Origin of the sequence: Streptomyces sp. NPDC102360 (genome assembly GCF_044766085.1) — a bacterium.
Lineage (GTDB): Bacteria > Actinomycetota > Actinomycetes > Streptomycetales > Streptomycetaceae > Streptomyces.
In genome coordinates this window covers 1,105,516-1,125,392 of sequence record NZ_JBIWLG010000001.1, presented here as the reverse complement: position 1 = coordinate 1,125,392, position 19,877 = coordinate 1,105,516, and the positions used below count along the sequence as shown (strand labels likewise).

Here is a 19,877-nt window from a genome sequence, read left to right as displayed (position 1 = left end):
CGCCATGGGATTCATGAAGCCGGATCTCCCGCAGGAAGATCCGCAGACGTTCGCCGCCCGACCGTTCCTGGACCGGATCCGCGTCCTGTCCAAGCACTGGGTGGAGCACGGCTTCGGCAGCCCCTGGATGGTGCACTGCCTGTACATCCTCAAACTGGTCGTGCTCTACGCGTTCGGCGGCCTGCTCGTCGTCTCGGCGACGACCGACGGCGTGGGCTCGCTCAGCGACATCGGGCAGTGGTGGGACCAGCCCGTCGTCTACGAGAAGCTGCTCCTGTGGACGGTCCTGCTCGAGGTGATCGGCCTGGCCGGTTCCTGGGGCCCGCTGGCCGGCCACTTCGACCCGATGATGGGCGGCGCCCTGCACTGGCTGCGTCCCGGAACGATCCGGCTGCCCCCGTGGCCCGGCAAGGTCCCCGGCACCGCCGGTGACACCCGCAAGGTCATCGACGTCGTGCTGTACGTGGCACTGATCGGCTCGCTGGTCGCGTCCCTGGTCATGGCCGGGAACTCCGACGGGATGGTCCGCAAGGACGTCCTCGCCGCCATCGCCGTGCTGCTCGTCGTCTGCGGACTGCGCGACCGGTTGATCTTCCTCGGGGCGCGCAGCGAGCAGTACCTGCCCGCGATCGTGTTCATGACCGTCTTCGACGTGCACGACATGCTCATCGCGCTGAAGCTGCTCATCGTCATCGTCTGGATCGGCGCCGGAACCTCGAAGTTCGGCAAGCACTTCTCGATGGTCGTGCCGCCCATGGTCTCCAACATGCCGGTGCCGTTCTCCAAGTGGCTGCGCCGCGCCCACTACAAGGGCGGCACCGAGGACCTGCGCCCGTCCGGCCTGGGCTGGTTCATGGGTCACATCATGGGCACGCTGGTCGAGTTGGCGATCCCGCTGATCCTCTTGTTCTCCCCGAACCGCACCATCACCCTCCTCGCGGCCGCCGCGATGGTGATCTTCCACGTGTTCATCGTCACGACGTTCCCGCTCGCCGTGCCGCTGGAGTGGAACATCCTGTTCGGCTTCACCGCGGTCTTCCTGTTCGTCGGCCACCCGGCCCAGGACGGCTACTCGGTCCTCGACTTCTCGCAGGGCTGGATACTGCCGGTGGTCGTCATCGCGCTCGCCTTCTTCCCCGTGCTCGGCAACTTCCGCCCCGACCTGGTCTCGTTCCTCCCGTCGCTGCGCCAGTACGCGGGCAACTGGGCCTCCGCCACCTGGGCGTTCAAGCCCGGATGCGAAGAGCGTCTCAACGAGATCAAGGGCGCGGCGAAGAACCACGTCGAGCAGCTCCAGACCATGGGCTTCGGGCTCCTGGGGTACTCCCCCGGCGACTCCGAGATGCTGCTCCAGAAGACCATCGCGTGGCGCGGCATGCACAGCCAGGGCCGCGGCCTGTACTCGCTGCTGATCGAGCGCCTGCCCGACATCGACCAACGCACCGTCCGCGAGGCCGAGTTCATCTGCAACTCGCTCACCGGCTGGAACTTCGGCGACGGCCACCTGCACGACGAGCGCCTCATCGAGGCCGTGCAGAAGCGGCTGAACTTCGCACCGGGTGAACTGGTCGTCGTCTACTGCGAGTCGCAGCCCATCCACAAGGACACCCAGGCCTACCGGGTCATCGACGCCGCCCTCGGTGTCATCGAGCGCGGTACGTGGAAGGTCGCGGACGCCGTCGAGGAGCAGCCGTGGCTGCCGAACGGCCCGATCCCGCTGAACGTCACCTGGACCCACCCCGAGCACAACGAGCACACCGCGCAGCCCGCGCCCGTGGAGGCCTGATCCCATGTCCGCCACCGCAGTCGTCGTCGGCAGCGGCCCGAACGGCCTGGCCGCCGCGATCCGGCTCGCCCAGGCAGGGGTCGACGTCACCGTCCTGGAAGGCAGCGACCGGGTCGGCGGCGGCACCCGCACCTCGGAACTGACGCTGCCGGGTGTCCTGCACGACGACTGCGCGGGCATCCACCCGACGGGCGTGGCCTCACCGTTCCTCGCCTCGCTCGGCCTGGAACGGCACGGGCTGCGGTGGCTGTGGCCCGAGGTGGACCTGGCGCACCCGTTGGACGACGGGCGCGCCGGGGTCCTCGACCGCGACATGGACCGCACCGTGCGCAGTCTCGGCGCCGACGGGCCGTCCTGGCGGCGCCTGTTCGGGCCGCTCGCCGCCCGCTTCGACCGGCTCGTGGAAGACGTGTTCCAGCCGGTGGTGGGGGTGCCGCGGCATCCGCTGGCGATGGCCCGGTTCGGGCTCACCGCCGGCCTTCCGGCGACCTGGGCGGTGCGCCGCTTCAAGGACGAGCCGGCCCGCGCCCTCTACATGGGCAACGCCGCGCACGCCTTCGGACGGCTCGACACCCCGCTCAGCAGCGCCATCGGAGCGCTGATGATGACCGCGGGGCACGCGGTGGGCTGGCCGGTCGCGGCCGGCGGCACGCAGTCCATCACCCTGGCGATGACCCGGCTCCTGGAGAGCCTCGGCGGCCGCGTCGAAACCGGCGTCACCGTCACCGGCCTCGACCAGCTGCGCGAGCTCACCGGCGCCGCACCGGACATCGTCATGATGAACACGGCGCCCGACGCCGCCGCCCGCATCGCCGGCGACCGGCTGCCCGCGCGGGTGCGCAAGGCGCTGGGCAGCTACCGGTTCGGCCCCGCCGTCCACAAGGTCGACTTCGCCATCGACGGCGACGTGCCGTGGACCAACGAGGTCTGCCGCCGCGCCGGCAGCCTCCACCTGGGCGGCAGCGCCGCCGAGATCGCCTCGGCCGAAGCCGCCACCGCGCGCGGTGAGATGCCGGAGCGGCCGTTCGTCCTGGTCGGCCAGCAGTACCTCGCCGACCCGAGCCGCTCCACGGCCGAGGCCAACCCCCTGTACGCGTACGCACACGTCCCGCACGGGTACACCGGCGACGCCACCGAGGCGGTCACCGCCCAGATCGAACGCTTCGCCCCCGGCTTTCGCGACCGCATCCTCGCCACCCACACGAGGACGGCCCAGCAGATGGCCGCCTACAACCCGAACTACGTCGGCGGCGACATCTGCTCCGGCGCCAACACCCTCCGCCAGCTCGTCCTGCGCCCCCGGGCCGGCCTGAACCCCTACTCGCTCGGGGCCCCCGGCCTCTACCTGTGCTCGGCCGCCACCCCGCCCGGCGCCGGAGTGCACGGCATGGGAGGCGCCAACGCGGCAGAGCAGGCGCTGAGTTGGCTGGACACGCACCCGACGAACAGCACCCCCGTGAAGAAGGGCTGAACACCCATGCGCAACGACGCGCCCGACGGCTTCATCGCCACCCCGCCGTCCTCCCTCATCCGCGCCGACCGCGTCGAGCGCGACGACTCCCCGCTCAGCGACACGCTGTACGAGTCCCGGGTCCTCGACGCGTACACCATCGGAGTCCAGGCGTACGTGTACGGATGGCCACTGGTGGAGAACTACCGGGTCCGCTCACGGTATTTGGACCCGGCGTGCGCGCAGCACGGCCGGCTGAACACGTTCCGCCACGAGACGGACCCGGCCGATCACAGCTTCGAGCTGTTCGTCACGCCCAACGCGGACCTGCTCTACTCCGAGACGTTCGTCGACCTGACGGACGAGCCGCTGATCCTGCACGTCCCGGACACCGGCGACATGCGCTACTGGGCCGCCCAGATCCTCGACGCGTACACCGACACCTGCGCCAACATCTCGAACCGCTCGGTCGGTTCGGGCCCCGGCGACTACGCGCTGACCGGCCCGGAGTGGACCGGCGACCTTCCCGAGGGCGTCACCCGGGTCCACGTCCCGACCCGCACCGGTTTCATCCTGCTGCGCACCCTGTTCGAGTCGCCGGAGGAGCTGGAGCACACGCGCACGGTGCAGCGGCAGTTCACGCTCACCCCGCTGTCCGTCCACGGCGCCGGGTCGACCACGGAGTCCGGGACCGTACCGGCCGACGACCCGCGCCGCGCGGTCCCGGCCGCGCAGGACGAACTCTCCGCCTCGCTCGGCTTCTTCACGGTACTCAACCGGGCCCTGACCGAAGCCGGTACCCGGCACGCCGACGAGGCGGGCCTGCTGCACCTGTTCGCCCGCATCGGCGTCGGTCCCGGCCGCGACTTCGACCCGGACGGCCTCGACTCCGCCACCCGCGAGGGCCTGACCCGCGCCGTCGCCGACGGCTGGAAGCTGGTCCAGGCCCGCTCGATGACCGCCCGCACCGTGCTCCGCAACGGCTGGATCCTCTCCCAGACCGGCGCGCAGACCGGCAGTTACGGACACGACCACCTGCAGCGTGCGGGCGTCGCCCACCGCGGCCTGTACGCCAACACCGAGGCCGAGTACGCGGCGCTGCCCGCCCTCATGGACTCGGCCGGCCGGATGCTCGACGGCGACCACGGCTACACCGTGCGCTTCGAGGCGGACGCGCTGCCGCCGGTCGCCGCGTACTGGTCGGTCACGATCTACTCGCTGCCCGACCGGCGACTGCCCGACCACCCCTCCGGGCGCGTCACCGTCAGCAGCCTGGACCCGGCACTCGTGCGCGGCGACGACGGCTCCGTCGAGATCCTCATCCAGCACGAGGAACCCGACCCGGACCGCAAGGCCAACTGGCTGGCCTGCCCGGCCGGACCGTTCCAACTGATCCTGCGCGCCTACCAGCCCACCGACGCCGCCCTGCACACCGGCGAGTGGCCGCCTCCGGCGATCGAGCGGCACTGACACCTGCCACCCAGTCACCAGTCACCAGTCACCAGTCACCAGTCACCAGTCACCAGTCACCAGTCACCAGCGATCCGTAGCCCCCACTGAGATGGAGCCCCCATGTCCCAGCCCCAGCCCCAGACCCTGACCGGCAAGACGGCCGTCGTCACCGGATCCGCCCGCGGCATCGGTTTCGCCATCGCGAGCAAGCTCGCCGAGGCCGGCGCCACGGTCGTCGTCTCCGACCTCGACGCGGCGGCCACCAAGGAGGCCGCGGCGAAGATCCCCGGCGCCCACGGCATCCCCTGTGACGTCCGCGACGAGGAGCAGGTCAAGTCGCTCGTCGAGCAGACCGTCGCCGCCACCGGCGCCCTGCACATCATGGTCCCCAACGCCGGTGTGGCGAAGGCGAGCCCGCTGACGTCCATGGACCTGGCGGCCTGGCGCAATGTCATGTCCGTCAACCTGGACGGCACCTTCCTGGCGATCCGCTACGCGGCCCCCGCGATCATCGCGGCGGGCGGCGGCAGCATCGTGACGCTCGGCTCGGTCACGGCCACCGCCGGCACCCCGCTCATCGGCCACTACGCGGCGTCCAAGGCGGCCGTGGTCAACCTGACGAAAACGGCGGCCACCGAGCTGCGCCCGCACAACGTCCGCGTCAACGCGGTCCTTCCGGGCTTCGTCGGCACGCACATGGTGCTCGACGAGGTCGAGAACTTCGAGAGCATGCTCGGTGTGCCGGCCGGGGGATTCGGTGCCCTCATGGACCAGAAGCAGGGCCGCCTGGGCACGGAGGACGAGGTCGCCGAGGCCGTCCTGTTCCTCGCCGACGAGCGGTCCTCGTTCTGCAACGGCACGCCGCTGCTGCTCGACGGCGGCCTGGCGGCTTCGCTGTTCTGAGCCTGAGCCGAACAGCGAGGGGCGTCCGAAGAACGGCGGTTCTTCGGACGCCCCTTGCTGTTCCAGGTGCTGCTCGCGGGTCAGTCCGCGCGCACGAGGTCGTCCGGCCGCCAGGTCTGGTCGTAGAACGCGGACTCGGTGCCGTACAGCCGCAGGCACACGACGAAGTTCCGCCCGGGGATCGTCTGGATGAACGCGGACTCCGCGGCGCCCTCGGGCCTGCGGGGCCCGAACCACACGTCGATCGAGCCGTCCTCGTTCTCCGGGATGTCGTAGTAGCTGTTGGTGGAGGGCAGCAGCTGCTCCGTCTCCGGCATCGTGCCGTCGGTGATGTTGTAGGCGGTCACGGCCCAGAACAGCCGGGCGGGCGGGGACGGCGGCAGACGCAGCCGGTAGGTGCGGGAGCCGTCGAGGAAGTCGCCGTCCGCGTCCCGGATCGCGTACGGGTACTTCGACCCCGCGCCGGTGCTGTGGATGTTCATCGCGGGCGCCGACGAGTACGCGTACTGGAAGAACCGGGACCTGGCCTCGATGTCCAGGTAGGTCTCCTGCATCCACTCGGCGGTGCCGCCCACCCACGGCTCCTCCCACTGACGGTCGGTGTAGTAGTAGTTGCGCTCGTCGGCGCGGCCCAGCTGGACGGAGGCGAGGATCATCTTCGGCGCGTCCACGACGGCCCGGTCGAGGGCGGCGCGCTGCCAGTCGGCGGGGGCGAAGGAGCGGTCCTTGATGATCCCGAGAGCGGCCAGGACGCCGCGCAGCTCGGGCGTGATGGCTGCCACGGGCTCGTAGTCGACGAACTCCTTGAGCTTGGTCCAGTACGAGAAGTCCGTGGGGTACATCATCGAGACGCGGACACCGCTCGCGTTGGGGAACTCCATCGGGGGAACGTCCTTGGACGTGGCCCACAGCGGGTAGATGCGCGTCTGCTCCGCGAGCTCGGCCGCGACGGACGGGTCCGGCCCGCTGTCTCCCCGCCCCATGACGGTGCGGAAGAACAGGAAGACGTTGTACGTCGACGACTCGAAGGTGAAGTACCCGTCCGGCACGTGGCCGGTGTAATGCGGCGGCAGCAGCAGGAACAGGCCGCCGCGGCCGCGGTCGGGCCCTACCGCGCCGACGTCGGTGATCGTCCGCTGGAAGAAGTCGGTGAACATGCCGATGACGTTCGCCGGCGCGTTGACGACCAGCGGTCCGGTCTCCTTCAGGTCCAGGTAGCTCATCGCGTAGATGACGTCCGCGTTCGGCGTCGGGACCCAGGTCCGGCTGTCCATCCGGTCCTTCCAGACGGGCAACACGTGGTAGCCCTTGCCGAACTCCGCCTCCGAACCGTCCCGCATGCCGATGACGTTGAGGGCGGGGAGCATCGTCATGTACGCGTGCACGGCCCGCTGGTAGAACAACTCCGAGCGCAGCGACTCCGCTTCCTCGCGGGGCAGCCAGTTGCCGTCGTTGACCTGGCGCACCAGGGGCGACGACGGCGCCTCGCTGCCCGACCCCACTGCCGACTCACGCTCGGACGTCTGGGACATCGCACTCTCCTCCGTGTGGGTTGCGCCCTGCTCCGGTGCTCCGGAGTTCCGGCGTGCCTGCCGCACTGGACCTGCCCGTGGCCGGGCCGGGGAGGGGCGCGGCACGTTCCCCAGGGGCGTCGAAGGACGGAGGCGACATACCCCGACGCTATGGGCCGGAGCCCGCAACCACCGCGCTGTTGTGCGCCATCCGGGCGCCTCTGACGGGAGTCAGCGTGGGCCCTCGTCGGCGTCGAGACTGGCCAGGTATGCGCGCCAGCCGCCGAAGGTGGTGATCTCGCGGGCGCCGGTGAGGGCCTCGGGCTCGCAGAGGAAGCCGGTCACGAAGGTGCCGTCCGCGAGTTCCACGCTGCCGAGCGTCATCGGGCGGGGCAGTGCCGCGAGGAACACGCCGAGGCCTTCGGCTGGCAGCTGCCACACCTCGGCCTCGATCGCGGCGCCCTCGTCGCCGACCCGGACCAGGCCCGGTTTCGGCTGTGGCGTGTTCAGCGCGTACAGCCGGTAGGCGGGGGCGGTGGTGGTCGTAAGCGTCAACCGGCCGCCGAGGGCGAGGAGTTGACCGTTCAGCGGCTGCCCGGACAGGTGGGCGCCGACGACTGCGAGCAGCAGCGGCGGCGCGGTGAGCAGTCCGGCGATGCGGGCGAGCCGCTCGTCCGTGAACGCGGGGCCGATGAGCATGACGCCGAACGGCAGCCCGTTCACCTCGCCCGCCGGGACTGCGACCGCCGCCAGGTCGAACAGGTTCGTCGAGTTGGTGAACCGGCCGAGGCGTGCGTTGGCGCCGACGGGGTCGGCCGTGACCTCGGCGATGGTCGGGTGGCCCGGCGTCGTCGGGAGGAGCAGCGCGTCCGCGTCGCCCAGCGCGGCCAGGGCGCGGGCGCGCAGCGACGCCAGCCTCTCCTGGTCGGCGTAGAGCCGGTGGGCCGGGATGTCCCTGGCGCGGGTGATGATCCCGGCCACCGTCGGGTCGAGGTCCTGCGAGCCCGCGTGCGCGTCGATGAACGCGCCGACGGCGGTGTAGCGCTCGGCGACGAACGCGCCCTCGTAGAGCATCGCCGCCGCCTCGGTGAACGGCGTCAGGTCGACGGGCAGGAGTTCGGCGCCCGCCTCGGCGAGCCGGGCCGCGGCCGCTTCGAACGCCTCGGCCCAGCCCTTGTCAAGGTCGCCGAGCTGTTCGAGTTCGGGGACGGCGATCCGCCACGGGCCCGGGCGGCGCTGTTCGAGCGCCGGGAGTTCTCGCCCCGGCGGCGCCGTCATGAAGGACAGTGCCCGCTCGGCCTCCGGGAGCGTGCGGGTGAACACCGTCACGCAGTCGAGCGACGCGCAGGCCGGGACGACGCCGTCGGCCGGGACGAGGCCGATGGTCGGCTTGAGGCCGACGATGCCGTTGAAGGCCGCCGGGACCCGGCCGGAGCCCGCCGTGTCCGTGCCGAGGGCGAAGTCGGCGATGCCCAGCGCGACCGAGACCGCGGAACCGGACGACGAGCCGCCCGACACGTACTCCGGGTCGACGGCGTTACGGACCGCGCCGTGCGGGCTGCGCGTGCCGACCAGGCCGGTCGCGAACTGGTCGAGGTTCGTGGTGCCGAGGACCACGGCGCCCGCCGCTTTGAGCCGCGCCACCACCGGGGCGTCGGCCTCCGGCTCGTACGCGTACGAGAGGCAGCCGGCCGTCGTCGGCAGCCCGGCCACGTCGATGTTGCCCTTGACCGAGAACACCGTGCCGGCCAGCGGGAGCCGCTCACCGGCGGCGGCCCTCGCGTCGACCGCGGCGGCGTCCGCCTCCGCGTCGGCCCGCGGGCGCAGGCCGATCCACACCTCGGGCCGGTCCGTCTGCTCGATGCGGGCGTACGCGGCCCGTACCCGCTCCACTGCGCTGATCACGCCGCCACCTCCGCGGTCTCGACGGGCGCGAGGACGACGAGCGCGGTGCCCGCCTCGACCTGGCTGCCCGGTTTGGTGAGGATCTCCGCGACGATGCCGTCGGCGGGGGCCGGGACCCGGGACTCCATCTTCATCGCTTCGAGAGCGAGGAGTTGCTGTCCGGCCGAGACACGGTCGCCGACCTCGACGTTGACCTGCCAGACGGAGGCCGCGAACTCGGACTCGATCAGATGGCCGCCCTCGGGGACCTCGATGTCGCCGGCCGGCGGGGTGATCTCGGCCGCCGCGTCGGCGCGGGCGAACTCCCCCGCCGCCTCCCAGGCGTCGCGCTCGGCGCGGAACGCGGCACCCTGGCGGTCCCGGAACACGGCGATCGACTCCGCGTTCTCGGTGAGGAACCCCTGGTACTCGGCGAGCGCGAAGGTGCCTTCCTCGGTCTTCGGAACGAACCGGCCGGAGGCGATGTCCGCGCGGAGCTCCAGGAGTTCGTCCGCCTCGACCGGGTACCACTTGATGCGGTCGAAGAAGCGCAGCAGCCAGGGCTTGCCGGGTTCGAAGGCGCCGCGCTGCTGCCACGGAGACCACACCTGTGTGGTGCGGCCGACGAACTGGTATCCGCCGGGGCCCTCCATGCCGTAGATGCACAGGTAGGCGCCGCCGATGCCGACGGAGTTCTCCGCGGTCCAGGTACGGGCCGGGTTGTACTTGGTGGTGACAAGGCGGTGCCGCGGGTCGAGCGGGGTGGCGACCGGCGCGCCCAGGTACACGTCCCCCAGGCCCATGACCAGGTACTCGGCGTCGAAGACGGTCCGGTACACCTCTTCGACCGTCTCCAGGCCATTGGCGCGGCGGATGAACTCGATGTTCCACGGGCACCAAGGGGCGTCGTCGCGCACGCCCGCCATGTAGCGGGCGATGGCCTCGCGGGTCGCCGGGTCGTCCCAGGAGAGCGGCAGGTGCACGGTCCGGCTGGGCACCACCAGCTGGTCGGTGGCCGGGAGTTCGCCCTCGATGCGCAGCACGATCTCGAGGAGCTCGTCCTGTGGCAGCGTGTCGGGGTTCGTCTGGATCTGGAGCGAGCGGATGCCCGGTGTCAGGTCGACGATGCCGCTCAGCTCCCGCGCGGCCAGCGCCCCCGCGAGGGCGTGGATGCGCATGCGCAGGGCCAGGTCGAGCTGCATCGGCCCGTACTCGATGAGGAGGTTGTCGTCGCCGCTGCGCCGGTAGGTGACCGAGGGGCGGGCTGCGGTCTCCTCCAGGCGGGCGAGGATGCCTCCGTCGACGATGACCTCGCGGTCGGCGCGCGGGGCCGCGGCCGGGTTCCGTCGCAGTTCGCCGGCGGCCTGGGTGGTGACAGGGATGAAGCGGACGGTGTCGCCGGGCCTGAACTGGCCGAGCTTCCAGCGCTGTCCGGTGACGATCGTCGCCGGGCAGACGAAGCCGCCGAGGGAGGGACCGTCGGGGCCGAGGAGGACGGGCATGTCGCCGGTGTAGTCGACGGCGCCGACCGAGTACGGCGTGTCGTGGATGTTGGACGGGTGCAGGCCCGCCTCGCCGCCGTCGGTGCGCGCCCAGCGGGGCTTGGGTCCGACCAGGCGGACGCCGGTGCGCGCCGAGTTGAAGTGCACCTTCCAGTCGGCGGCGTAGAAGTCGCGGATGTCGTCCCCGGTGAAGAACTCGGGCGCCGCGTGCGGGCCTTCGACCACACCGACTTGCCATTCACCGCCGAAGCGCGGGCGCTCGTCGAGGGGGACGACGGCGGTTTGCATGCGCTGTTCGCCGCCGTGCAGGACATCGCCCGCGCGCAGGGCGCGGCCACCGTGGCCGCCGAACCGGCCGAGCGTGAAGGTGGCCGCGCTGCCCAGGAACTCCGGTACGTCCAGGCCACCGGCGAACAGCACGTACGTGCGCAGGCCTTGCTCGTCGGGCGCCGCGACGGCGAGGGTCCCTCCGGCCTCGACGGTGATCGGCTCCCACTGCGGTACGAGGGTGCCGTCGACCGTCACCTGTGCGGGCGCGCCGGTGACGCAGATCGTGGTCGGGTGGGTGAAGCGGAGGGAGGGGCCCTGAAGGGTGCATTCGAGGCCGGGCTCGCCCTCGTCGTTGCCGAGCGCGGTGTTGCCGAGCCGGAAGGACAGGTCGTCCATCGGACCGCTCGGGGGCACGCCGACCTGCCAGTGGCCGGTGCGTCCGGGCCAGTCCTGCACGGTGGTCAGGGTGCCCGGTGCGACGACCTCGACGCGCGGTGTCGGGTCGGTGAGCGAGGCGAGCGAGGCGGTGGAGTGGACCGCGGCGAGCACGTCCTCGGCCTTGAGCGCGGCGCGTACCAGGCCGAGGTTGGTCTCGATGCCGTCGACGCGGGTCGCGGCGAGCGCGGCGTCAAGCCTGTCCAGCGCCTGGGCGCGGTCGGCGCCGTACGCGATGACCTTCGCGAGCATCGGGTCGTAGGAGGTGGTGACCTCCGTGCCGGTCTCCACCCAGGTGTCCACGCGTACGCCCTCGGGGAAGGCGACACGGGTCAGCAGGCCCGCGCTCGGGCGGTGGTCGCGGGAGGGGTCCTCGGCGTAGACGCGCGCCTCGACGGCATGGCCACTGGCCGCCGGTGGCTCGGTGACGACCGCGGTGTCGCCCTGTGCGAGGCGCAGCATCCACTCGACGAGGTCGACGCCGTAGATCTCCTCGGTGACCGGATGTTCCACCTGGAGACGGGTGTTGACCTCAAGGAAGTACGCCTCCTGGCGGGCGGCGTCGTACACGAACTCGACCGTGCCGGCGGAGCGGTAGCCCACCGATGCACACAATTCCCGTGCGCTGGTGGCCAGTTGTTCGCGTACGGCGCCGGGCAGGCCGGGCGCCGGGGCCTCCTCCACGACCTTCTGGTTGCGGCGCTGGAGTGAGCAGTCGCGGTCTCCGAAGGTGACGACCCTGCCCTGCCCGTCGCCGAAGACCTGCACCTCGACGTGGCGGGCCCGCTCCACGAGCCGTTCCAGGAAGACGCCGGAGGTCGAGAAGGATGCGGCGGCGACGCGCTGCACCCGCTCCCACGCGTCGGCGAGTTCGGCGGCGTCGTGGCAGGCCTGCATGCCGATGCCGCCACCGCCGCCGGTCGCCTTGAGCATCGCCGGGTAGCCGATCTCCTCGGCCGCCGCGAGGGCTGCGTCCAGGTCCGGCAGGAGGCCGGTGCCGGGGGCGAGCGGCACCCCGGCCGCCTCGGCGGCGGCGCGCGCGGTGTGCTTGGCGCCGAACAGTTCCAGCTGTTCGGGGGTGGGTCCGACGAAGACCAGGCCCGCCTCGGCGCAGCGGCGGGCGAACTCGGCGTCCTCGGACAGGAATCCGTAGCCGGGGTGGATGGCGCCGGCGCCGGTGTCCTTTGCGGCCTTCAGGACCAGGTCGGCGTCGAGGTAGGACTCCTTGGCGGGCGCGGGGCCGAGCCGGACAGCCTGATCGGCCAGCCGGACGTGTTCGGCGCCGCGGTCCGGGTCGGAGAACACCGCGACGGTGCGCAGTCCGAGCCGGCGGGCGGTACGGATGATGCGGGCCGCGATCTCGCCGCGGTTGGCAACCAGCAGGGTGTCGAACGTCATGGTGCTCAGTCCTCGTCCGGCTCGGTGATGGTCAACTGCACGGCGGTCGGGTCGAATCCGTTGCAGGGGTTGTTGATCTGCGGGCAGTTGGACAGCAGCGCGATGACGTCGGTCTCTGCCCGCAGTACGACCTTCAGGCCCGGGGCCGAGATGCCGTCGACGATGCCGAGGGTGCCGTCCTGCTCGACCGGCACGTTCATGTACCAGTTGATGTTGGAGACCAGGTCGCGTTTGCCGAGGCCGTGCTTGGCACCCTCGGCGAGGAAGTTCTCCACGCAGGCGTGCTGCGACCAGGTGTGGTGGCCGTAGCGGAGGGTGTTGGACTCCTTGGAACAGGCACCGCCGACGGTGTCGTGCCGCCCGCAGGTGTCCTCGACGACGGTCATCAGCGGGGTGTGCTCGTTGGACAGCAACACCGAGCCGGTGCTCAGGAAGATGTTGCCCTGGGCCTGGATGGTGTCGGGGGCGCTGTAGCGCACGGAGGTGTCGTGCGCGTCGTAGAGGAGGAAGTCAGCGGCCTGGTTGCCGTGCAGGTCGGTGATGGTCAGCAGCTGCCCCTTGCGGACGGTGCGGGACCAGGCGGCGCGGGCGGGCACGGTCTCGTCGCAGACGACGCGGCCCGTGCCGGTGGTTGCGGTGGCGGTGGCGGTGGCGGTGGCGGTGGCGGTCACGCTCATGCGATCCCCCTGGCGGTGAGGAGTTCGGCGGTGTTGAGGAAGGCGCGCCGGCCCTCCGGTGTGGCGTCCCACAGCGCGTCGCCGGGGGCGGTCGGCGCGGCCCGGTACGCCAGGACCTCCAGGTGTCCGCAGGTGTACGCGGGGCGCGGGTCCAGCGGGTGCGGGACGTTGGCGACGAGGACGGTCAGGGGCTGCTCGGCGCGCAGCGTGACGGAGACGCCGGCGCCCGCGGAGCCGGTGAACTCGGTGCTGCCGTCCCCGGCGATCCGCACGCCCTGGAAGAACGAGACGGACGGCGGGACGTCCCGTGGGGCGAGTCCGTTCTTGAGCGCGGCGAGTTTGAGCAGCTCGCGGCCGGCCGGGGAGGCGGACTGCGGGCTTCCGTCGCCGTACCGCTCGGTGTTGCGCGCGAGCGTGGAGGTGCCGGTGAGGGCGTCGTGCCGGCCGGAGGTGTCCTGGGTGATCGAGGCGAGGACCCGCCCCTGGTCGGACAGGAGAAGGTGTCCCGCGCCGAGGTAGGCGTTCCAGAGCACCTTGACGGTGTCGGCCACGTTCAGCCGCTCCCAGGGCCGGTCGGCGCTGTGGAGGACGACGTGCGCGCACGCGTCACCGGTCGGGTCGGTCAGCCGCAGCTCGGTGCCACGGGCGAGGGTCTTGTGGGTGTAGTTGCCGCCCGCCACGGTCTCGGCCCACACCATGTCCTCGGCGGCGACACCCTCGACGGGCGCCGGCCAACTGCTCGCGGGCAGTACGGGCATGGCGTCGGCCTTCGCGCCCTGCTGGGCGCGTGCGTGGTCGCGGGCGCCATGGGCGGACGCGGTCTTTGACGCTGCCGCTGACACTGTCGACACGGCTCAACCTCCGGCTCGGGACTGACTTTCTGTCACTCGACAGAAATTAGGAGAGAGCCGAGTCGCGGCCATTGCCCGTGCGTTTCGGCTCAGTTACCGCCAACTCACCTGAGCCGTGGCCCCCGAGCCTCCTTCCGTGCCTGTGCGAAGATCGCGGTGTGAGTCCGCCACCCAGCAGAAGAGTCGGCCGGCCGCGCGCCCAGGAGCGCCCCGCCAGCGGCCTTGCCCCGCGCGACGAAGTCCTGGGCGCCGCGGCCGAGTTGTTCATCACGCGCGGCTACACCGCGACCTCAACCCGCGCGGTGGCCGAGCAGGCCGGTCTGCGCCAGGCCTCCCTGTACCACTACTTCGACGGCAAGGAAGCGATCCTCGCCGCACTGCTGGAAGGGACCGTCCGCCCCTCGCTGGACGTCGCGCGGGAGCTGGTGGCGCGTGCCGAGGCGGACGCGGAGGCGCGGTTGTGGGCGCTGTGCCACTGCGACGTCATGCTGCTGTGCCGGGGCCCGCACAACCTCGGTGCGCTCTACCTCCTGCCCGAGGTACAGACGGAGCGCTTCGCCGGCTTCCATCAGGTCCGAGCCGAACTCAAGGCGGCCTATGGGGAGTTGCTGGCGGGCACGGAACCCGGCTCGGCGCTCGGCGCGGAGGACCTGGAGCTCCGTACGGACCTGGTCTTCGGTCTCAGCGAAAGCGTGATCCTCATCCGGCGTTCCGCCCCCCACCGCGATCCGCAGACCCAGGCGGAGGCGACCGCCGACGCGGCGCTGCGCGTCACGGGCGTCCCGCAGCGCTCCCTGACACGCCTGCGCCGCGAGGCCCGACGGCTCCTCGCGGCGATGCCTTCCGGCCCCTCCGCCTCCTGACCGCCCCTTGAAAGAGGCGCGCGGCGAAGGGGGCGTGACCTCAGGCCCGTACGGCCTCGACCTCGGCCGGGACCGGCCGGCCCCCACCCGTCGCGGCGTCCCCGCGCCGGCGGTACCACCGGTACGCCGCACCCGCCGCGACCGTGGCGCCGAGGAACAGCACGGTGAACCACTGGAAGTACCAGTGGCCGCCCTCCGGGTCGTACACCCCGGCGCGCGGCCAGGCGAGGTTGACCACCATGAACAGCCCGTAGCCGACAGCGAGCACGTTGACGGGGAGCCCCCAACGGCCGAGGGAGAACAGGGGCTTGCCGAGCTCGTCGCGGCCGTCGCCGGCCGACGGCGCCCACCGGCCCCGCAACCGCTGGATGAGCATCGGCCCGGTCACCATCGCGTACGCGAGATACAGCATCGCGATGCACGTGGTGCCGATGGCCAGGAAGGCCTCCGGGGAAGCGAGGTTGAGCAGCGCGAGAGCCGCGGCCAGCGTGCCGACCACCAGAGCCGGGGCGAAGGGCATGCCCGTGCGCGGCGAGACCTTCGCGAGCCGTGCGGAGAAGGGCAGTACACCGTCGCGTGCCATGGAGAACAGCATCCTGGTCCCGGCGGTCTGGATGGCGAGTGTGGCCACGGCGATGGCCACGGCCACGTCCGCCAGGAGCGCCTTGCCGACACCGGCGCCGAGGCTGCTGGTGAGCACGTAGCTCAGCCCCTCGCTCGCGAGGCGGCCGTCGGAGAGGCTCGGGGCGGCGAGCAGGCCCCCGAGCAGCAGCAGGCCACCGAGCACACCCGCCGAGGCGAGGGCGCCGAGGATGGTGCGCGGGGCGGTACGGCGCGGGTTGCGGGTCTCCTCGCTCATCTCGCCCGCGCTGTCGAAGCCGATGAGGACGTACGCCGCGGTGAACGAGCCGACCAGCAGCGCGGCCACCGGGCCGCCCTGGCCCCCTGTCTCCAGCGTGACGCCCGCACCGCGTTCGACGTGGGTGAACAGCAGCACGACGATGAGGAGCGCGCCGACGATCTCGGCGGTGACACCGACCCGGTTGACGGCCGACATGACGCGGTTGTCCAGGACGTTCACGACCGTGGTCAGAGCCAGCAGGACGAAGGCGAGCAGGGCGGCATTGGCTGCCCCGGTCGCGGTGGTGGGCGCGGGATCACCACCGATGAGCTGGAATCCGGACCAGATCGCGGGCAGGACGACCTGGAGCGCGAGCGCCGCGGCGGTGACCACGACCACCTGGCCGATCACCATGATCCAGCCCGTGAACCAGCCGAAGGCCGGACTGCTCAGCCGGGTCGACCACTGGTAGATGGCGCCGGAGATCGGGTAGCGGGCGGCGAGTTCGGCGAAGCAGGCCGCGACGAGCAGCTGCCCCGCGAGCACGGCCGGCCACGTCCAGAAGAACAGCGGCCCGCCGAAGGAGTAGCCGAGGGAGAAGAACTGGAAGACCGTGGTCAGCACGGAGATGAAGGAGAACCCGGCGGCGAAGGAGGCGTACCGCCCCATCTGCCGCCGGAGCTGCTGGGGGTAGCCGAAGTCGGCGAGCGAGCCGTCGTCCACAGCGCCGTTCGAGAGCGGCGCCGGCGGTGTCGTGTCGGTGGTCACGGGCATGGCGATCCCCTGTCGCGAGGCGGGTCTCCGCATGGTTCCTGTCGTCCGACAGAAATTAGGAAGGCCCTGTTTCCGGCACGTACCGCAAACATGTCGGCTACGGGCCGAAGTCCTCACCGCGCCGTGTCCTCGGAGTCCCAGCCCTGAGCCCGACTCGCTCTCGCCTATACGCCTTCGGACCGCCTGTCGGCGTCGGAGGTGCCCTGTGGCTTCGCAGGGTCGGGGGTCACGCCTGTCCCCCGTAAATGGCCGCGAGGTCGAAGTCCAGCTCGGGCGCCATGGTTTCCGTGCCGGGTTCGACCACCATGTAGGTGCGGCTCAGAAAGTGGCGCAGGTCCTGGGTGTCGAAGTGGAGCATGGCCACGCCGAGTTCGGAGTGCAGTTCGACGGAGGTGTCCTTGCGGCCGCGGGGCGCGACGCGTACCTCGCCGATTCCGGCCGGGTGCTTGAGCCCCTCCTCCAGCAGGACACGGGCGAACGTCCACGTCGCGGATGTGCCGTCGAGGGTGATGTGCGGCGGGAACTCGAGGTGTACCGCGAAAGGCTCGGCCGAGGAGTAGCGAAGGCCTACGTGGACGGGAAGCTGGTCATCCGTGATGACGAGGAACGCACGGGCGGACAGCTCCAGGACGACGTGCATGGCGTGACTCCGATGATTTTCCGGGCTTGCAGGATCCAGAAGTGACCCCGTACCTGAGACACCTCTCAGGGCGTCGTATGACGCCACTGACGCCAGGCAGTTGCATGACTTGCATCACTCATCGAAAAGGGTGCGGCTCTGCGATGAACACGGCCGCGCCGGCAGGTGGTCGCTCCTGCCGCGAGACCCCGTCGGCGCCGAAGCCCGCTCACAGGAAGCGGCGGATCGGCAACACCGCCGCCTCGCGCACGCGTTGCAGGGCGGCGCGGCGCTTCCAGCGGGCCTCGGTCATCCTGGTGCTGTGCCCGAGGTCGGCGTCGAAGTCCCGGTCGAGACCGGCGGTGAACTCCGCGTCGAGGACGGCGAGCATGACCTCTTCGTCGTGTTCCATGGAGCGCCGGTTGAAGTTGGTGGAGCCCCGCACCACCCGCACGATGGAGCCGCCGGGCTGGGGGTGTTCGGTGAACCGGTCCCGCTCGTCGTAGAGCTCGTCGTGACACTCCGCCCAGTTCTGGGCGAACGCGGCGTCGATGCCGTCCACGGCGGGGCCCCGCAGCTTGATGTGGGTGTCGCGCCACTCGCGCGGACTGCGGGCGTCGCCGCACCACTCCTCGGCGACGCCGACGCCGCCGGTGAACGCCGTGGACTCGTCGACGATCAGCGCCTTGCGGTGGCAGCGGTGGTCCTGCTTGAGCGGCGACAGCCACATCGGTTTGCAGAACCAGGCGACCTGCACCCCCGCAGCGTCCATGTCGGCCAAGAGATCCTTCTCGATCTCCTTGGCTCCGAAGCCGTCGAGCAGCAGCCGCACCCGCAGCCCGGCCCGGGCCCGCTCGGCGAGGGCGACGGCGAAGTCACGGGCTATCTGCCCGCGCCAGTACACGAACGTCATCAGGTCGACGGTGTGCTCGGCCGTGCGATGGCACCGGGCCGCATTCAGACGAGGCCCGACACTGTCACCGTGACGCGTGCCCGTGAGGCGTCACCCGGCAGCGCTGCGGCGAGGAGTTCCGCGGCGGTGTGTCGGGCGGCGCGGGCCACGTCGACCGTCCGCTCCCGCTCGCGCGCGACGACATGCACCTCCACGTGCCAGGTGTCGGCGCCGCCGTTCGGCCGGGTCAGCCGCACCGCCGACGAGGCCGGCGGCCGGCCGGCCCTGGCGCGGGCGAGGGTGGAGCGCAGCCGCCCCGCCAGGTCCGGCTTGAGGAAGGCCACGCCGGGCAGCTCGGCGACGGCCCGGGCGATGTCCTCCGTGAGGCTGTCGAGGGCGGGGCGCTGGGTCATCGCGTACGGCCTTCCTGTCCTTCGTACGTGCCGTCTTCGGCGTCGGCGGGGGGTTCGGTGACGTCCGTGACGTGGATGTGCACGGCCGCGGTCTCCATGCCGATCCGCTGCTGCGCCGCCTCCTGCACGCGGGCCCGCACGTCGTCGGCGAGGGCCTGCAACGCGGCGTCGAGCGGCGCGTGCACATCGAGGTGGATCTCGACCCCGTCGGCCTCCTCGTCGTCGCGCGGCGACGGCTTCAGTCGGCAGGACCCCGCCCTGACCCCGGGCACGGTCTCGGCCGCGGTGCGCAGCGCGCGGGCCGCGACCGCCTCCATGATCCACAGGTCCTCGTCGGGTTCCCCGAGTGGCAGCGGGCGACCGGGCCGCAGCTCCAGTCGTACGACATCCATGACGCGCCGGGTCAGCGACGAGGCGTCGAGGCGGCCCAGGTCCTGGTCCGGTTCCTCGCGCAGGTCGCGGACCACGGTTTCCAGTTGGTCCAGGTCGGCCACGGCCTGCCGGCAGTACGGGCAGGTGCGCGCGTGCTCGTCGTCGGCCTGGTCCTCCCATGTCTGCCACACCTCGGACAGCAGGCGTCCGCAGGGCAGCAGCTCGTCGTCGGCGCCGCCGGGCGTGGTGGGCGGGTCGTTGTGGGCGGTCATCGCCAGGCCCCCAATGCTTGAGTCAAGCAGCGTCGTGCACGGAAGACGCGGGCACGGACGGCGCCCTGGCTTATGCCGACCGCGTCCGCGATGAATTCGTAGGACTGACCGTCCAGTTCGCGCAACACCCAGCAGGCCCGCTGCTCGGCGGACAACTGGCCGAGTGCGTCGCGCAGGTCCCGCACGGCGTCCCTGGCCTCGGTGATCCGGGCGGGCGAGACATCGTGCTCCGGGGCGGGCACCTCGCCCGCGCTCTCCAAGGGTGCCACCGGTTTACAGGCGCGCAGGATGTTCAGGCAGCGGTTGGTGACGATGCGGTACATCCAGGTACCGAACGACGACTGTCCGTTGAACTCGGGCAGCCGGCGCCAGGCGCTGATGAAGGCGTCCTGCACGGCGTCCTCCGCCTCGGTGCGCGTGCCGAGCAGGCGGGTGGCCAGCCGGATCAGCGTCGGCGCGTGGCGCTGGACGAGTGCGGCGAAGGCGTCCTCGTCGCCCTCCGCCGCGCGCACCGTCAGCAAGGCGTCCTCGCGCGCGGAGCTCTCGTCCTGCGATGCGGTACGCCTGTCCGGCGGTGCGAAATCCCTGCGAGCCCCCGCCACTGGACAGCTCCTCTCGTTCGTTCCTGCCAGTTAGACACGCGTGCGGTGCGTTTGTGACGCGACATTCCGGAAGACCGCGATTGCGAAAGATTCCGGATCCGTGCGTCACA

The 19,877-nt window shown here is 71.5% G+C and carries 15 protein-coding genes and 1 pseudogene; 5 read left to right on the top strand and 11 right to left on the bottom strand.

What is annotated here, in order from left to right; genetic code table 11:
* Window positions 1–4 precede the first annotated feature (4 nt).
* The 4 genes from ACIRHA_RS05125 (at window position 5) to ACIRHA_RS05110 (ending at window position 5,591) form a co-directional block, all read left to right on the top strand.
* Entirely contained in the window at window positions 5–1,786 is a 1,782-nt protein-coding gene (locus ACIRHA_RS05125) for a DUF3556 domain-containing protein (protein ID WP_403839971.1), read from the top strand.
* Window positions 1,787–1,790: 4 nt separating this feature from the next.
* A complete protein-coding gene (locus tag ACIRHA_RS05120) occupies window positions 1,791–3,257 on the top strand; it encodes a phytoene desaturase family protein (RefSeq protein ID WP_403839968.1) in 1,467 nt (488 codons plus the stop codon).
* Between the two features lie 6 nt (window positions 3,258–3,263).
* Window positions 3,264–4,706, top strand: coding sequence for a DUF1254 domain-containing protein (locus ACIRHA_RS05115; protein WP_403839965.1), 1,443 nt, complete (start codon window positions 3,264–3,266; stop codon window positions 4,704–4,706).
* Window positions 4,707–4,808: 102 nt separating this feature from the next.
* Window positions 4,809–5,591 carry an SDR family NAD(P)-dependent oxidoreductase gene (locus ACIRHA_RS05110; RefSeq protein ID WP_403839962.1) on the top strand — a complete coding sequence of 261 codons (783 nt, stop codon included), beginning with the start codon at window positions 4,809–4,811 and terminating at the stop codon, window positions 5,589–5,591.
* 80 nt (window positions 5,592–5,671) lie between these two features.
* On the opposite strand, the gene ACIRHA_RS05105 is transcribed toward ACIRHA_RS05110, so the two are convergent.
* From ACIRHA_RS05105 to ACIRHA_RS05085, 5 genes are all read right to left on the bottom strand, one after another.
* Window positions 5,672–7,123, bottom strand: a complete 1,452-nt coding sequence (locus ACIRHA_RS05105) for a DUF1254 domain-containing protein (protein WP_403839960.1) — start codon at window positions 7,121–7,123, stop codon at window positions 5,672–5,674.
* Window positions 7,124–7,333: 210 nt separating this feature from the next.
* Window positions 7,334–9,007 carry an allophanate hydrolase gene (gene atzF, locus ACIRHA_RS05100; RefSeq protein ID WP_403839957.1) on the bottom strand — a complete coding sequence of 558 codons (1,674 nt, stop codon included), beginning with the start codon at window positions 9,005–9,007 and terminating at the stop codon, window positions 7,334–7,336.
* Window positions 9,004–12,591 carry an urea carboxylase gene (gene uca / locus ACIRHA_RS05095; RefSeq protein WP_403839954.1) on the bottom strand — a complete coding sequence of 1,196 codons (3,588 nt, stop codon included), beginning with the start codon at window positions 12,589–12,591 and terminating at the stop codon, window positions 9,004–9,006. Before uca ends, atzF begins: the two co-directional genes overlap by 4 nt.
* Before the next feature lie 5 nt (window positions 12,592–12,596).
* Complete coding sequence (locus ACIRHA_RS05090) at window positions 12,597–13,268, bottom strand: urea amidolyase associated protein UAAP2 (protein WP_403839952.1); 672 nt, start codon at window positions 13,266–13,268, stop codon at window positions 12,597–12,599.
* On the bottom strand, window positions 13,265–14,119 hold the full coding sequence (locus tag ACIRHA_RS05085) for an urea amidolyase associated protein UAAP1 (RefSeq protein WP_403839950.1): 855 nt from the start codon (window positions 14,117–14,119) through the stop codon (window positions 13,265–13,267). The genes ACIRHA_RS05090 and ACIRHA_RS05085 overlap by 4 nt, the downstream gene beginning before the upstream one ends.
* 158 nt (window positions 14,120–14,277) lie before the next feature.
* Here ACIRHA_RS05085 and ACIRHA_RS05080 point away from each other — a divergent pair, with 158 nt between their 5' ends.
* Window positions 14,278–14,982: a TetR/AcrR family transcriptional regulator gene (locus tag ACIRHA_RS05080; RefSeq protein WP_403839947.1), complete on the top strand. Its 705-nt coding sequence runs from the start codon at window positions 14,278–14,280 to the stop codon at window positions 14,980–14,982.
* Window positions 14,983–15,022: 40 nt separating this feature from the next.
* Here the strand turns inward: ACIRHA_RS05080 and ACIRHA_RS05075 are convergent, their stop codons facing one another.
* The 6 genes and pseudogenes from ACIRHA_RS05075 to ACIRHA_RS05050 form a co-directional block, all read right to left on the bottom strand.
* A complete protein-coding gene (locus ACIRHA_RS05075; protein ID WP_403839944.1) occupies window positions 15,023–16,597 on the bottom strand; it encodes an amino acid permease in 1,575 nt (524 codons plus the stop codon).
* Between the two features lie 226 nt (window positions 16,598–16,823).
* On the bottom strand, window positions 16,824–17,237 hold the full coding sequence (locus ACIRHA_RS05070; RefSeq protein ID WP_403839942.1) for an SsgA family sporulation/cell division regulator: 414 nt from the start codon (window positions 17,235–17,237) through the stop codon (window positions 16,824–16,826).
* A gap of 208 nt (window positions 17,238–17,445) precedes the next feature.
* A pseudogene (locus ACIRHA_RS05065) lies at window positions 17,446–18,216 on the bottom strand (phospholipase D-like domain-containing protein); the annotation flags it as partial.
* Complete coding sequence (locus tag ACIRHA_RS05060; protein ID WP_403839939.1) at window positions 18,174–18,521, bottom strand: hypothetical protein; 348 nt, start codon at window positions 18,519–18,521, stop codon at window positions 18,174–18,176. The pseudogene ACIRHA_RS05065 and the gene ACIRHA_RS05060, both read right to left, overlap by 43 nt.
* Complete coding sequence (locus tag ACIRHA_RS05055) at window positions 18,518–19,165, bottom strand: Asp23/Gls24 family envelope stress response protein (protein WP_403839936.1); 648 nt, start codon at window positions 19,163–19,165, stop codon at window positions 18,518–18,520. The genes ACIRHA_RS05060 and ACIRHA_RS05055 overlap by 4 nt, the downstream gene beginning before the upstream one ends.
* A complete protein-coding gene (locus ACIRHA_RS05050; protein ID WP_403839934.1) occupies window positions 19,162–19,767 on the bottom strand; it encodes an RNA polymerase sigma factor in 606 nt (201 codons plus the stop codon). The genes ACIRHA_RS05055 and ACIRHA_RS05050 overlap by 4 nt, the downstream gene beginning before the upstream one ends.
* Window positions 19,768–19,877 lie beyond the last annotated feature (110 nt).

What these genes read in the sequence shown, in the direction of transcription:
- ACIRHA_RS05125 (WP_403839971.1), top strand. Translation starts at nt 5, where the DNA reads ATGGGATTCATGAAGCCGGATCTCCCGCAGGAAGATCCGCAGACGTTC.
- ACIRHA_RS05120 (WP_403839968.1), top strand. Translation starts at nt 1,791, where the DNA reads ATGTCCGCCACCGCAGTCGTCGTCGGCAGCGGCCCGAACGGCCTGGCC.
- ACIRHA_RS05115 (WP_403839965.1), top strand. Translation starts at nt 3,264, where the DNA reads ATGCGCAACGACGCGCCCGACGGCTTCATCGCCACCCCGCCGTCCTCC.
- ACIRHA_RS05110 (WP_403839962.1), top strand. Translation starts at nt 4,809, where the DNA reads ATGTCCCAGCCCCAGCCCCAGACCCTGACCGGCAAGACGGCCGTCGTC.
- ACIRHA_RS05105 (WP_403839960.1), bottom strand. Translation starts at nt 7,123, where the DNA reads ATGTCCCAGACGTCCGAGCGTGAGTCGGCAGTGGGGTCGGGCAGCGAG.
- uca (WP_403839954.1), bottom strand. Translation starts at nt 12,591, where the DNA reads ATGACGTTCGACACCCTGCTGGTTGCCAACCGCGGCGAGATCGCGGCC.
- ACIRHA_RS05090 (WP_403839952.1), bottom strand. Translation starts at nt 13,268, where the DNA reads ATGAGCGTGACCGCCACCGCCACCGCCACCGCCACCGCCACCGCAACC.
- ACIRHA_RS05075 (WP_403839944.1), bottom strand. Translation starts at nt 16,597, where the DNA reads ATGCCCGTGACCACCGACACGACACCGCCGGCGCCGCTCTCGAACGGC.
- ACIRHA_RS05070 (WP_403839942.1), bottom strand. Translation starts at nt 17,237, where the DNA reads ATGCACGTCGTCCTGGAGCTGTCCGCCCGTGCGTTCCTCGTCATCACG.
- ACIRHA_RS05060 (WP_403839939.1), bottom strand. Translation starts at nt 18,521, where the DNA reads ATGACCCAGCGCCCCGCCCTCGACAGCCTCACGGAGGACATCGCCCGG.
- ACIRHA_RS05055 (WP_403839936.1), bottom strand. Translation starts at nt 19,165, where the DNA reads ATGACCGCCCACAACGACCCGCCCACCACGCCCGGCGGCGCCGACGAC.